The 12,879-nt window shown below is 42.0% G+C and carries 11 protein-coding genes; all 11 read left to right on the top strand.

The genetic code is table 11. The features are described 5' to 3' along the window. Positions 1 to 361: 361 nt before the first annotated feature. The 11 genes from J7I93_RS18935 to J7I93_RS18885 all read left to right on the top strand — a co-directional run bounded on the left by J7I93_RS18935 (position 362) and on the right by J7I93_RS18885 (position 12,786). Positions 362 to 1,828: an NAD(P)/FAD-dependent oxidoreductase gene (locus tag J7I93_RS18935; protein WP_214727549.1), complete on the top strand. Its 1,467-nt coding sequence runs from the start codon at positions 362 to 364 to the stop codon at positions 1,826 to 1,828. Positions 1,829 to 1,949: 121 nt separating this feature from the next. Continuing rightward, positions 1,950 to 2,921, top strand: a complete 972-nt coding sequence (locus tag J7I93_RS18930) for a S66 family peptidase (protein ID WP_214727548.1) — start codon at positions 1,950 to 1,952, stop codon at positions 2,919 to 2,921. Positions 2,922 to 3,458: 537 nt separating this feature from the next. Beyond that, entirely contained in the window at positions 3,459 to 4,817 is a 1,359-nt protein-coding gene (locus J7I93_RS18925) for an aspartate aminotransferase family protein (RefSeq protein ID WP_214727547.1), read from the top strand. A 1-nt stretch (position 4,818) separates the two neighbouring features. Further along, positions 4,819 to 5,511 carry a CoA transferase subunit A gene (locus tag J7I93_RS18920; RefSeq protein WP_285289085.1) on the top strand — a complete coding sequence of 231 codons (693 nt, stop codon included), beginning with the start codon at positions 4,819 to 4,821 and terminating at the stop codon, positions 5,509 to 5,511. After that, positions 5,496 to 6,158, top strand: coding sequence for a 3-oxoacid CoA-transferase subunit B (locus J7I93_RS18915; RefSeq protein ID WP_214727546.1), 663 nt, complete (start codon positions 5,496 to 5,498; stop codon positions 6,156 to 6,158). The genes J7I93_RS18920 and J7I93_RS18915 overlap by 16 nt, the downstream gene beginning before the upstream one ends. 54 nt (positions 6,159 to 6,212) lie before the next feature. Further along, positions 6,213 to 7,490, top strand: a complete 1,278-nt coding sequence (locus J7I93_RS18910; protein ID WP_214727545.1) for a peptidase — start codon at positions 6,213 to 6,215, stop codon at positions 7,488 to 7,490. A 280-nt stretch (positions 7,491 to 7,770) separates the two neighbouring features. Further along, positions 7,771 to 8,628: a putative beta-lysine N-acetyltransferase gene (ablB, locus tag J7I93_RS18905; protein ID WP_214727544.1), complete on the top strand. Its 858-nt coding sequence runs from the start codon at positions 7,771 to 7,773 to the stop codon at positions 8,626 to 8,628. Between the two features lie 495 nt (positions 8,629 to 9,123). Further along, the gene (locus J7I93_RS18900) at positions 9,124 to 10,554 is read left to right on the top strand and encodes a sigma-54 interaction domain-containing protein (protein WP_214727609.1); all 1,431 of its coding nucleotides are present in this window, start codon (positions 9,124 to 9,126) and stop codon (positions 10,552 to 10,554) included. 187 nt (positions 10,555 to 10,741) lie between these two features. After that, complete coding sequence (gene kamA / locus J7I93_RS18895; RefSeq protein WP_214727542.1) at positions 10,742 to 12,172, top strand: lysine 2,3-aminomutase; 1,431 nt, start codon at positions 10,742 to 10,744, stop codon at positions 12,170 to 12,172. 10 nt (positions 12,173 to 12,182) lie between these two features. After that, on the top strand, positions 12,183 to 12,467 hold the full coding sequence (locus J7I93_RS18890) for a YokU family protein (protein ID WP_214727540.1): 285 nt from the start codon (positions 12,183 to 12,185) through the stop codon (positions 12,465 to 12,467). Between the two features lie 127 nt (positions 12,468 to 12,594). Then, complete coding sequence (locus tag J7I93_RS18885; RefSeq protein ID WP_214727538.1) at positions 12,595 to 12,786, top strand: hypothetical protein; 192 nt, start codon at positions 12,595 to 12,597, stop codon at positions 12,784 to 12,786. Positions 12,787 to 12,879 lie beyond the last annotated feature (93 nt).

Below are 12,879 nucleotides of genomic sequence, written 5' to 3'. Positions count from 1 at the left end.
AACAACAATCTATACGAAAATAGCCTTATATTTTGTTCCTTTGGGGAGGTCAATTTTGAAGGGAGGCGCTTAAATAGAACGTAACGGAACCTGATGGCGAAAAGCAAACGACCCAGTGTAAATAAGGAAAGGCTTACATAGACAAGAGCCCCGGCGCGTACCCCCCTTGAAAAAAGCTCTAATCCCATCTACATATTTTTTGTCTGAATTTATAGAATAGAATGCAAAATGCTCCAAAGACGAACATTTATCATATTATATAAAATATAGTTCGGAAAAACGTTGACTGATTAAGTTATATTTGATATAGTTACATTTGGTTAAAGAAATAAATGAAAAATGCGTCTGGGGGAATGGGACGATGAAAACAAATTATGATGTGATAGTGGTCGGCGCTGGGCCGGCGGGAATATTTACTTGCTATGAGCTAACGCTGAAAATGCCTGAAGCTAATATCTTATTAATTGATAAAGGTCATGATATATATAGAAGAAATTGTCCAATTTTACAGAAAAAAATTGAGAAATGCCCGCCAGCTGCAGGGAGAAAAGAGTTTGCAGGATGCCTTCCCGCGTGTTCTATCACAAATGGTTTTGGCGGAGCAGGTGCTTATTCAGACGGAAAGTTTAATATCACAAGTGAATTTGGCGGCTGGATGACCGATTATCTCCCTGATTCCCAAGTTGTTGAATTGATTAAATATGTGGATGAAATTAACCTGCAGCACGGGGCGACTGAAAGCATTACCGATCCGATGACTGATGAAGTGCGGGATATCGAGCGTCGCGGATATGCAGCCGGTCTTAAGCTACTACGTGCCCAGGTGAGACATTTAGGTACAGAACAAAACCTTGAAATTTTAAAAAGCATTTATGAATATCTTCGTGAAAAAATTGATATGTCCTACAAGACTGAGGTTGAAGATCTAATCACAGAAAAAACAGCTGATGGCCATAAGATTATGGGAGTGAAGCTGAAAGCAGGAAATGAAATCCATGCAGAAAAAGTGGTTGTCGCACCTGGTAGAGATGGTTCTGTCTGGCTTGCGAACCTTCTAAAGTTGCGCCGTTTAAAAATGATCAATAATCAGGTGGATATTGGTGTTCGTGTTGAAACCTCCAATATTGTCATGGAAGAGATAAATAAGCATCTTTATGAAGGGAAATTCACCTTCAACACTTCAGTTGGAACTAGAGTCCGAACCTTCTGCAGCAACCCATCAGGTCACGTAGTAGTTGAGAATCATTCGGGAATTATGCTTGCAAATGGCCACGCTTATAAAGATCCAAAGCTGGGAAGCCCGAATACAAACTTTGCGTTGCTTGTTTCTCATACATTCTCTGAGCCCTTCGATAAGCCGAATGAATACGCTCACGAAATTTCCAGGCTTGCGAACAGTCTCTCAAATGGCGGGATCATCGTTCAAAAATATGGGGATATTTTAAAAGGCAGAAGATCTACAGAGAAAAGAATTAAAGAAGGCTTCCTGGAGCCGACTTTAAAAGAGGCTGTACCAGGAGATTTAGGCCTGGTTCTTCCATACAATACAATGAAAAGCCTTGTAGAAATGACAGAGGCGTTAAATCATGTTTCACCTGGCCTTGCATCCGAGCATACACTTTTCTACGGAGTGGAAGCAAAATTCTATTCGGCCCGCCCTAGGTTAAATGACCGATTTGAAACAGAAATCAGCGGCCTTTATGTCGGTGGAGACGGTGCAGGAATAACAAGAGGGCTTGCCCAGGCAGGTGCTTGCGGAGTTTGGATTGCAAGAGACATTGTTGAAAAAACAAAGAATGCCCCAAGAAGAGAACCTGTAACTGTATAAAGTAATAAAAGGCCTTGCAGCAAAGCAGGCCTTTTTTGTTATACAGTGCTAACCATCATTCAAGAATCTGCAAATCTCTGTTAAAATATTTGTATTTAACAGTATAAGGAGAGGAAGTACGATGCTTGCAGAGCGTTTGAAGCCTGGTGATGAAATCAGGGTGATTGCACCATCCAGAAGCATGGCAATCATAAAGGGGGAGCAATTAAGAATTGCACAGGAGCGATTAAATCAACTTGGTTTCACAGTTACTTTTGGAAAAAACGCAGAAATTCATGATGAGTTTTTCAGTTCTTCTATCGAAGAAAGAGTGGAGGACTTGCATGAAGCCTTTACCGATCCGAAAGTAAAAGGGGTTCTAACAGTAATAGGAGGCTATAACGCAAACCAGCTTTTAAAATACATAGATTTTGACCTTATAAAAAACAACCCAAAGGTATTTTGCGGATTCAGTGATATTACTGCATTGCAGGGTGCGATTTATAAAAAAACGGGATTAATTACGTATTCGGGTCCCCATTTTTCAAGTTTCGGTGTTAAACATGGGTTCGAGTACACCCTCGAATCCTTTATTAATGCTGTCACAAATGATGCGCCGTATGAAATTGTTCCTTCTACCCACTGGAGTGATGACCCATGGTATTTGGATCAGGAAGACAGGCAATTCTTCAAACAAGATGGCTATATAGTCCTTCAGGAAGGAGAGGCAGAAGGCGTTTTGATCGGCGGGAATCTTTGCACCCTTAACTTGCTTCAGGGAACCGAATTCATGCCTTCACTTAAAAACTCAATCCTATTCATTGAGGATGATGAAGAATCCCATCCGCTCGCATTTGATAGGGATCTTCAATCATTGCTTCATCTTCCTGATGCACAAAGTATACAAGCAATTTTAATTGGCAGATTTCAGAAAAACTCCCAGGTAACTGAAGAAGCTCTGCGGAAAATTATTGATTCTAAAAAGGAGCTTAAAGGGATACCGGTCATTGCCAATGTGAACTTTGGCCATGTGCATCCTTTTGCCACCATCCCGATTGGTGCAAAAGCAGCTATCTCGGCTCATGGATATGAAATATGGATCGAGCAAAAATAAGTGTAGACTGGACAGTAATGTCCCGGTCTTTTTTGTCCATAAAAAATACAATCATTCCGAGCAGTATTTCCATGTGTAAATTTGTATAATATTACTAAATGAAAGAAAGAAATTTAGTGTTACTAGGAACTGCCCTCCCTTTTGAGAGTAAGTTTTTCTGGACATTTATTTTTATTATCCTTGAGGTTTTGAGTGTATAGATCAAATCTCGATGAGACCTGGAAATATATGTAAATATTCCTGAAGAGACGTATTTCTAGAGAAAGGCATATCTTATAAGTTTGAATAAGTCATGATTTAAATATTCTTTCAGCCACCATTGTGTGGCTGTTTTTTTGCCTTCATAAGAATATTCATTTTGGGGATATCGGCATTCTTTAAGAAAGATTTAATCATTCATTTCATACAATTTAATATATTGGCCAAAAACAGGATAGGTTTTTATGCCAAGAGGCTGTTTGGATGTTAAGCCAGCAGCAGAAACATTTAAGCCGCAGGCGATTTTTCGCATCTTTTAGGGTGGAGGGAGTATTCTTAATGGACCAGTCGAACTTAATTAAGCCGATGCTTGATGCACAATATCCGGTGATTGACTACGGCAAGGGCGTCTATTTATATGATAGCGATGGAAAGGAATACCTGGATGCGTCATCTGGCGCGATTACCGCGAATATCGGCCACGGTGTAAAAGAGATTATTGATGCAATGCATGAACAGGCAAAGAAAGTCTCTTTTGTGTACCGTTCTCAATTTACAAGCGAGGCAGCAGAAAAGCTTGCCCGTAAAATAGCTGAATTATCGCTTGGCGAATTAAACTGGAGTTTCTTTGTGAACAGCGGTTCGGAGGCTACAGAAACAGCTATGAAAATTGCAATCCAATACTGGCAGGAAAAAGGGATTCAAACAAAAACAAAGGTTCTCTCAAGATGGATGAGCTATCATGGTATCACACTTGGAGCCTTGTCAATGTCAGGGCACACCGGAAGAAGGGCGCGTTTCATACCGCTTCTTGAGGACTTTCCTGTCATCCACCCTCCATATTGCTACAGATGCCCTTATAATCTTGAAGCGCCTGATTGTGGCTATTTATGTGCACATGAATTAGAAACAGTAATCAAGCGTATAGGTGCGGAGAATATTGCCGCATTTATTGCAGAGCCGGTGATTGGTGCTGCCGGAGGAGCTATTGCCCCTCCCAGGGACTACTACAAGGTTATTAAAGAAATATGTAATCGAAACGAAATTTTATTTATAGCAGATGAGGTTATGACCGGTTTTGGCAGGACTGGCACGATGCTTGCTTCAGAACAATGGAGTGTCGAACCTGATATCGTTGCGCTTGGAAAAGGAATGGGGGCGGGATACGCACCGATAGCCGCTGCCCTTGTAAGTGATAAGGTTATGGAGCCGATTCTGGAAGGATCCAAAAGCATCATGAGTGGTCATACTTTAAGCGCTAACCCACAGTCCTGTGCAGTTTCACTCGCAGTTTTGGAATATATCGATAAAAATAAAATCATTGCTGAGGTGGACAGCAAAGGAGTGTATCTAAAAAATAAGCTCGTAAACCTGCAGACGAGGTTTCCTTTTATCGGTGACGTAAGAGGAAAAGGCCTAATGGTCGGGCTTGAATTTGTAAAAGATCCTTCCACGAAAGAGCCATTTTCAAGAGAACTGGCGCTTACTCAAACAATAATAAATGTTGCACAGAACCAGGGGCTGCTCATTTATCCTGCAGGTGCCGGTACAAATGGCAATAACGGTGACGCTATCTTGATTGCACCGCCATTGACAATAACCAAAAGAGAAATTGATGAGCTGGTGAAGCGCCTTGAGACAACACTGCAAACTTTTACTGAGAAATATTTGACCCTTGCTGAGGAAGAGGCTGAGTAAAATGGAGAACACTTTTCAAAAAATCATCGATATTCATACAGCAATGGAACACTTTCGTGATGGCATGACCATAATGTTTGGGGGATTCGGAGGAATTGGCACACCTCCGACCATCATAGACGGAATTTTGGAAAAAGGGATAAAAGACTTAACTCTGATCGGAAATGATTCTGGTTTTCCCCATATTGGCATTGGAAAGGTAGTGAGCCAGGGGAGAGCAAAAAAAATGATTGCCTCCCATATAGGTTCGAATCCGGTCGCAGGTCAGTTAATGACAGATGGAAAAATGAAAGTGGAATTTTCACCGCAAGGAATACTCGCAGAGAGAATTCGTGCGGGAGGTGCAGGTATTCCTGCCATTCTTTCTGATATCGGCATGGATAATGACATCGTAACAGGCGATAAACAAAGATGCAGCTTAAATGGAAAGGAATATCTGATTGAGACAGCGTTAACTGCGGAGATATCGATTGTGTTTGCGAAAAAGGCCGATCCATATGGGAACTTGATTTATGACAAGAGTGCCAGAAATACCAATCCGCTTGTAGCAATGGCCGGGGATATGACTATTGCAGAAGTGGAAGAGATTGTCCCGCTTGGAAGTCTTGATCCGGATGAAATCGTTACGCCCGGCGTTTTTGTCGATTATATTGTCGCTTCGAAAGGAGTGAACTGGAAATGGGCATGGGAGTAGAAATGAGGAACCGCATAGCAAAGCGTGCTGCGGAGGAAATACAGAACGGAATGATTGTCAATCTTGGCATAGGAATCCCTTCGCTGGTTCCGAACCACTTGCCTGAAGGTACGAAGGTTATGTTCCATGCTGAGAATGGCATTACAGGAATGGGGCCCAGTCCGGAGAAAGGGAAGGAAGACGAAAATCTCTGCAATGCCGGCGGTTTTCCTGTTTCAGCAGTGAAGGGGGCATCTTACTGCGATAGTGCAGTTGCCTTTGGAATGATCCGAAAGGGAAGGGTAGATATGACCATTCTTGGCTCCTTACAGGTAAGTGAGAAGGGGGATTTAGCCAACTGGATCGTGCCCGGCAAAAAAGTGCCAGGGATGGGCGGTGCAATGGAGCTCGCACAAAAAGCCAAAAAAGTTATTGTAGTAATGAACCAGACAGACAAACACGGAAATTCAAAAATCGTTAGGGAGTGTACGCTCCCCCTCACATCCGCGAACTGTGTCGATATGATTATAACGGAAATGGCGGTTTTTCAATTATCACATGAAGGCCTGAAATTAATAGAATTATTTTCTCCCCATTCGGTTAACCAAGTAAGAGCTAAAACGGGCTGCAGCTTTACTATTGCTGAAAATATAAGAGTGATTGGTTAATATACCTTGCTCACCTTATAGGGTTAAGGAATTAGAATAAGGGAGGGAAATTATATGGAAGCTCAACAAAAAATTAAGCAATGGCTTGAAGAAAATAAGCAACGGGGAGTAAGAATTCTCCAGCAGCTTGTCCAGGAAGGCAGCACCCGCGGAAATGAAAGCAGTGCGCAGGCTGTGATCATTGAAAAGTGCCGGAAACTGGGACTAACCCTCGATATTTGGGAGATTGGGAAGGATGTTTTGATCAAACATCCAGCCTTTTCCTCTGACAGAAAGGATTTTTCCGGAAACCCCAATGTAGTGGCAACCTTGAAAGGAACAGGAGGCGGGAGATCTCTGATCTTGAATGGGCATATTGACGTAGTGCCTGAAGGGGACAGGAATGATTGGGAATATGATCCTTTTAGCGGAAGGATCGAAGATGGAAAACTATACGGGCGCGGTTCAACAGATATGAAAGGCGGAACTGTCTCACTTCTGCTTGCAATGGAAGCAGTTATCACTTTAGATATTAAGCTGAAAGGCGATGTGATTTTTCAAAGTGTCATAGAAGAAGAGAGTGGCGGCGCCGGTACACTGGCTGCTGTCTTGCGGGGATATAAAGCCGATGGGGCGATTATACCCGAGCCTACTAATATGAAGATTTTCCCAAAACAGCAGGGGTCCATGTGGTTCCGCATAACTGTCAAAGGCCGATCAGCGCATGGAGGCACCCGCTATGAAGGAGTTAACGCAATAGAAAAAGCAATGATTGTTATGACAACGCTGCAAGAACTGGAGAAAGCGAGAAATTTGAAAATAACAGACCCTCTATATAGCAACATTCCTATTCCGATTCCTATTAATATTGGAAAAATAAATAGTGGAGAATGGCCTTCTTCAGTTCCCGATATTGCGGTAATTGAAGGGAGGATGGGCGTTGCTCCGGATGAAGATATGAAATCGGCTGAAAAAGAGCTCGAACTATGTATGAAGAAAGCTGCTGAAAAAGATGACTGGCTTAAAAAGAATCCTCCTCAAGTCGAGTGGTTTGGCGGGCGATGGATTCCTGGCAACCTGGAAGAGAATCATCCGCTTATGTCCGTTCTATCCGATTCCTTTGAAGCAGTTAAAGGGAAGCAGCCTGTAGTTGAAGCCTCGCCGTGGGGAACGGATGGCGGAATTTTATCCAGGATAGGAGATACCCCTGTTGTTGTGTTTGGCCCGGGCGTAACAGAAGCAGCCCATGATGTGAATGAGTATATACCCATTCAGGAAGTGTTTGATGCCGCTGAAATAATTGCTCTTGCTATTATGGATTGGTGCGGTACTGAAAGTGGCCGGCACAATTGAAGAAATCTTTTATTAAACAGGAATGGGTCGTGAAGACTTTAACTATGCAGTCGAAGTAATGCCGGCAAAGAAGCTGATTGGCTTTAAGGTTGAATAAGTGCAACATTTTGCAGTTGGCCGGTAAATGGTCCGGTTCGGCCGGAATTTTTGCGAAATCGGCCGGTAAAAATACCATTTTGGCCGGTAAAATGACAGAATCGGCCGGTAAATCATGATGAACCTTATATTGCCTGGCCGAATGGCCGGGCAATTTTATTAAAAAATAAGGGGGTCTAGATAGATGAATAGTACTGCAACCATTAAAACGGTTAAAAAAGAGAATTTCTCAGTGGAAATGTACATTGATTCTTTTAATAAACGTGTAAGAGTGGAGGATTATTTAGGAAATTTACAGGAAGCGATCCTCGAAGCAGAAGCAGCTGTGAACGCACATCAAAGTGAAAAATTAATATTCAGAGGAAGAGCAGAGAATTATGCTGCCCTGCTGGCCCGCGGTTTTCAGTGTGAGGCGATCATCGATGGTTATTTCCTTGGGTCTGACCAGTATTTTTTCTGCAAATATTATTCGGATCAAAGAAGGACCAGCGGACATTGGATTACTGAGGATAGTATCGTTAAAAATGTTCTGGCCCTTGAAAGAAACAGGGACGTGATTATGCCTCCTTCCGAATACAAGCTAATAAAAATAACACACCTGGATGCCGAGAAGCTTGCTGCCCTCTATCGAGAAGTTTTTCAGATTTATCCTACACCCCTCCATGATCCCGCATATATAAAAAAAACAATTCAAGAAGGCACCATTTATTATGCATTTCAGTATGGAAAGGATCTGGTTAGCGCTGCTTCCGCAGAAGTAAATCTATTTTATAAAAATGCAGAATTAACAGATTGCGCTACACTTCCTTCCCACCGAAAACACGGCTTGATGAAAATTCTGCTTGAAAAATTGGAAGAAGATTTGCAGTCGCAGGAAGTCTTTTGCGCCTACTCCATTGCCAGAGCCTTGTCATTTGGAATGAATGCGGTCCTTCATCAGCTGGGCTACAAATATCGGGGACGTCTTCTCAATAATTGTTATATTTTCGATAAACTTGAGAATATGAATGTATGGGTGAAGGATTTGGCGGCATCGGATTAACTTCTAAGGTTTTTACTATGGCAGTAGTTAATCCGGGTGATTAGCGACGAAAACGGGGGCGTCCCAAGAGATATGGTAGTTAATCCGGGTGATTAACGACGAAAGAGGGTGCGTCCCAAGAGATATGGTAGTTAATTAGAGTGATTAACGACGAAAGAGAGTGCGTCCCAAGAGATATGGTAGTTAATCCAGTTGATTAGCTACGAAAAAGGATGCGACTCAAGAGATATGGTAATTAATCCAAGTAATTAACGACGAAAAAAGGCACAGCTCTCCAGATATGGTAGTTAATCCAAGTGTTTAACGACGAAAAAAGATACAGTCCTTTAGAAATGGCAGTTAATCTGCTTTTACCGGTGACACTTTAAAAAAATTGCAAAGACAGCCCTACATCAAAAGAATCCCCTTCTCATATCCAAAAACGTGCCAGATTTTCGGCACCTGATGACAAGTTTTCGGCATCCCCTCATATACATTGTAGGGGAGGGGATCATGATGTCCGATACACAAGCTATGTCAAAAGAAGTTCTTGCTGCCATTTTAAAGGGAATTGATGAAGGGATCCATGTTGTGGATTTGAATGGGAAAACCATTTTTTATAATGAAATTGCTGCTAAGCATGATGGTTTGGACGTCTCCGAGGTTCTGGGCAATTCAGTCCTGAACGCTTTTCCATCATTGGATGAAGAGACAAGCACGCTAATAAAGGTAATCAAAACCAAAAAACCGATTTACAATCAAACACAATCATATGTTAATGTCCATGGCGTACAAATTGAAACGATCAACACAACACTGCCAATCCTGGTAAATGGGAAAGTAGCCGGAGCCGTTGAGATTGCAAAAGATTATTCAAGACTGAAGCTTCTCTCGGAAAGCCTGCTTGATTTGAGGAAGAAAATAAAAAAGCCTGCGAAAAAGACAATCAAAATGAACACTGTCCAATACACCTTGGAAAGTCTCCTTACGATTAACAAGGAAATGCAGAAAATAAAAAATGAAGCAGCTAAACTGGCAAAGTCAGACTCTCCCATTCTTGTATTTGGAGAAAGCGGATGCGGAAAAGAACTATTTGTCCAAGGGGTCCACCATGCTTCGTCAAGGAGTAACGGCCCTTTCATTGCCCAGAATTGTGCAGCTATTCCGGAGTCGCTTCTGGAAAGTATTTTGTTTGGAACTGCAAAAGGGAGCTATACCGGTGCTGTAGACAGGCCTGGATTGTTTGAGCTGGCGGATGGCGGCGCTCTTTTTCTGGATGAAATCCATGCGATGCCCATTGAGCTTCAGGCTAAGCTGCTCAGGGTGCTTGAGGATGGGATGGTAAGAAGAGTAGGCAGCACGAAAAGCTGCCAGGTGAATGTGAGGGTGATTGCGGCCATGAATATCCATCCCGGTGTGGCACTTGAAAAAATGCAAATTAGGACAGATTTATTTTATCGTTTAAACGTCCTTACATTCGGGCTGCTTCCATTAAGGGAAAGAACAGAGGATATTGAATTCCTTGCGATGCATTTTATAAAGCAGTTCAACCGGGTGTTTAATAAAAATATTACAGGCATTGGTAATGAGGTGAATCAATTTTTCAAACGCTATACCTGGCCGGGCAACGTCCGGGAGCTAAAGCATACGATCGAGTACATGATGAATGTATGCGAGAAAGACTTTCTCGAGGAAGAAGATCTGCCAGTCATGCTGAAGCAGCAAATACAATCGCATAGAAAAGACCAGCCAGCAAGGGGTTTATCATTAAAGACGAACATGGCGAATCTTGAAAAAGAACTAATTGAAAATGCCCTTAAGCAAACAGATGGAAATATAAAAAGGGCGGCAAAGTTATTGGAAGTTCCCCGTCAAACCCTTCAATATAAGCTATCCAAGTATAAAATCAGGATTCAAGAAGAAAACTCCAGTAGCCTAAATGAATAATACCATCACAGTGCCGAATACTCGGCATTTTTTTATGTATTTGTAACCCCACCTTAATAAAAATATCCCCCAAACCAAAAACAACCTTCCATTTCAGTCCTTTTTTCATAGGGTAATATAAAAAAATTCACCTTGGCACACTTCTTGCAAGATAACTAGATAAGAATCTGACATAGGGGGAATTTGTATGAAAAATTTTTTATATAAGCCAGATCGGCACTGGAAGGACATAGAGCTATGGAAGGATGTCACGGAGGAGCAGTGGAACGATTGGCTCTGGCAGCTGACAAACACGATTCGCACAGTTGATGATCTTAAAAAAGTCATAAATCTTACACCTGATGAGGAAGAAGGAGTGAGGATTTCCACTAAGACCATTCCGTTAAATATTACGCCTTACTATGCATCGCTTATGAATCCGGATGATTCGCGCTGTCCGGTCAGAATGCAATCCGTCCCAATCTCAAAGGAAATCTATAAAACGAAATATGACCTTGAAGATCCGTTGCATGAGGATGAAGATTCTCCTGTGCCAGGGCTGACTCACCGGTATCCTGACCGTGTCCTTTTCCTGGTAACTAATCAATGTTCTATGTATTGCCGCTATTGCACAAGGAGAAGATTCTCCGGGCAAATTGGCATGGGAGTCCCGAAGAAGCAGCTTGATGCAGCAATTGATTATATCCGTAATGCTCCTCAGGTCAGGGATGTACTAATTTCTGGTGGTGATGGTCTATTAATTAATGACAATATTCTGGAGTACATTCTGAAAAACCTGCGCGAAATCGACCATGTCGAAATCATTAGAATTGGTACAAGAGCTCCGGTTGTTTTTCCGCAGAGAATCACTGAAAATCTCTGCAATATTTTGAAAAAGTATCATCCGGTCTGGTTAAATACTCATTTTAATACCTCTATTGAAATTACCGACGATTCCAAGAGGGCATGTGAAATGCTCGCCAATGCAGGGGTCCCGGTTGGAAACCAATCCGTCATCCTCGCCGGAATCAATGACAGCGTTCCAATTATGAAAAAGCTTATGCATGATCTTGTAAAGATCCGTGTTCGCCCTTATTACATTTATCAATGTGATCTTTCTGAAGGAATCGGCCATTTCCGTGCGCCTGTATCAAAAGGACTTGAAATCATCGAAGGTTTAAGAGGCCATACTTCCGGCTATGCTGTTCCGACTTTTGTTGTCGATGCACCTGGAGGGGGAGGGAAAATATCGCTTCAGCCAAATTATTTAATCTCACAAAGTGCTGACAAAGTGGTGCTCCGCAATTTTGAAGGTGTTATTACCACATATCCTGAGCCGGAAAATTATGTACCTGGCCGGGCAGAGGGATATTTTAAAGAAATTTATCCGGAGATGGATGAGAAAAGATCCAATGTTGGTATAGCCGCTTTGATGAATGACCAGCAATTTAATCTTGTACCTGAAGGACTTGCAAGACAGGACCGCCGTGAAAAATATGAAAGCGACCCTTCACATAGTTCACTAAAAGATAAGCGTGACAAGCGGGATGAATTAAAGGAAAAGAAATTTAAAGCTCAGCAGACAAAGCAGAATCCGGAAGATATAAGTGATGCAGAGCCGGCAGCGGCAAAGGAATAGGAGGCAAAGAATGCAAAATAAATGTGATTGGTGTGAAAGTAAAAATATTTCTGATAGCAGGGAAACCGTCTACTGGGAGCTCCCGGATGGAACCCGGGCCATCCAAATTAGTGACACACCTTCAACGGTCTGTAGGGACTGTGACATGGTGTATCAGTCTGATGATCTTGTGAAGGAAATTGACGATCAATTGTTTTTAATCGACACGAAGAAAATTGGAAAAGAAATTAGTTATGCAAAGCTAATGGAGCAGCCAAGGCTGCTGAAAAGAAATTATTTTGATTTTACTTCATAGGAGAAAAATCACAGCCAGGAAATAATTCACAGTTTTTTCACCGGTTCGTCACAAACTCCAGATTCCCTTTCTTTATAATAGACTAGAGGGTATACAGTATTCATATATAGTCACAGGGGGAAGAGCGATGGAACTAGCGTTAATGTTAATGCTTGCAGCAGCAATGGGCGTTTTATTCTTATGCGGTTATTATGTCGGTGTTATAAAAGAAAAGTACGGAAAGAATTGGCTTCATGCTGTGCCTGTTACGGTAGCCATTCTAATGTTTAATGTGATATGGGCAATTACAGAGATAGCCAAAACAGACCGCTGGCAATAATGTAAGAACTAGAAATCAAGCGCATTATAGCTTGTTGAAGATAATTTTTCACACAAAGTTATTTGCACCGTGGGATCCTATAAATGATTTGGT

Origin of the sequence: Bacillus sp. ISL-47, assembly GCF_018613175.1 — a bacterium.
Classification (GTDB): Bacteria; Bacillota; Bacilli; order Bacillales; family Cytobacillaceae; genus Cytobacillus.
The sequence above is the reverse complement of the archived record's forward strand: the minus strand, read 5'-3'. Positions and strand labels throughout refer to the sequence as shown.

Excerpts from the sequence above, each read along its gene's own strand:
- J7I93_RS18920 (WP_285289085.1), top strand. The coding sequence starts at position 4,819 with ATGGAGAACACTTTTCAAAAAATCATCGATATTCATACAGCAATGGAA.
- kamA (WP_214727542.1), top strand. The coding sequence starts at position 10,742 with ATGAAAAATTTTTTATATAAGCCAGATCGGCACTGGAAGGACATAGAG.
- J7I93_RS18885 (WP_214727538.1), top strand. The coding sequence starts at position 12,595 with ATGGAACTAGCGTTAATGTTAATGCTTGCAGCAGCAATGGGCGTTTTA.
- J7I93_RS18910 (WP_214727545.1), top strand. The coding sequence starts at position 6,213 with ATGGAAGCTCAACAAAAAATTAAGCAATGGCTTGAAGAAAATAAGCAA.
- J7I93_RS18935 (WP_214727549.1), top strand. The coding sequence starts at position 362 with ATGAAAACAAATTATGATGTGATAGTGGTCGGCGCTGGGCCGGCGGGA.
- J7I93_RS18890 (WP_214727540.1), top strand. The coding sequence starts at position 12,183 with ATGCAAAATAAATGTGATTGGTGTGAAAGTAAAAATATTTCTGATAGC.
- J7I93_RS18900 (WP_214727609.1), top strand. The coding sequence starts at position 9,124 with ATGTCCGATACACAAGCTATGTCAAAAGAAGTTCTTGCTGCCATTTTA.
- ablB (WP_214727544.1), top strand. The coding sequence starts at position 7,771 with ATGAATAGTACTGCAACCATTAAAACGGTTAAAAAAGAGAATTTCTCA.
- J7I93_RS18930 (WP_214727548.1), top strand. The coding sequence starts at position 1,950 with ATGCTTGCAGAGCGTTTGAAGCCTGGTGATGAAATCAGGGTGATTGCA.
- J7I93_RS18925 (WP_214727547.1), top strand. The coding sequence starts at position 3,459 with ATGGACCAGTCGAACTTAATTAAGCCGATGCTTGATGCACAATATCCG.
- J7I93_RS18915 (WP_214727546.1), top strand. The coding sequence starts at position 5,496 with ATGGGCATGGGAGTAGAAATGAGGAACCGCATAGCAAAGCGTGCTGCG.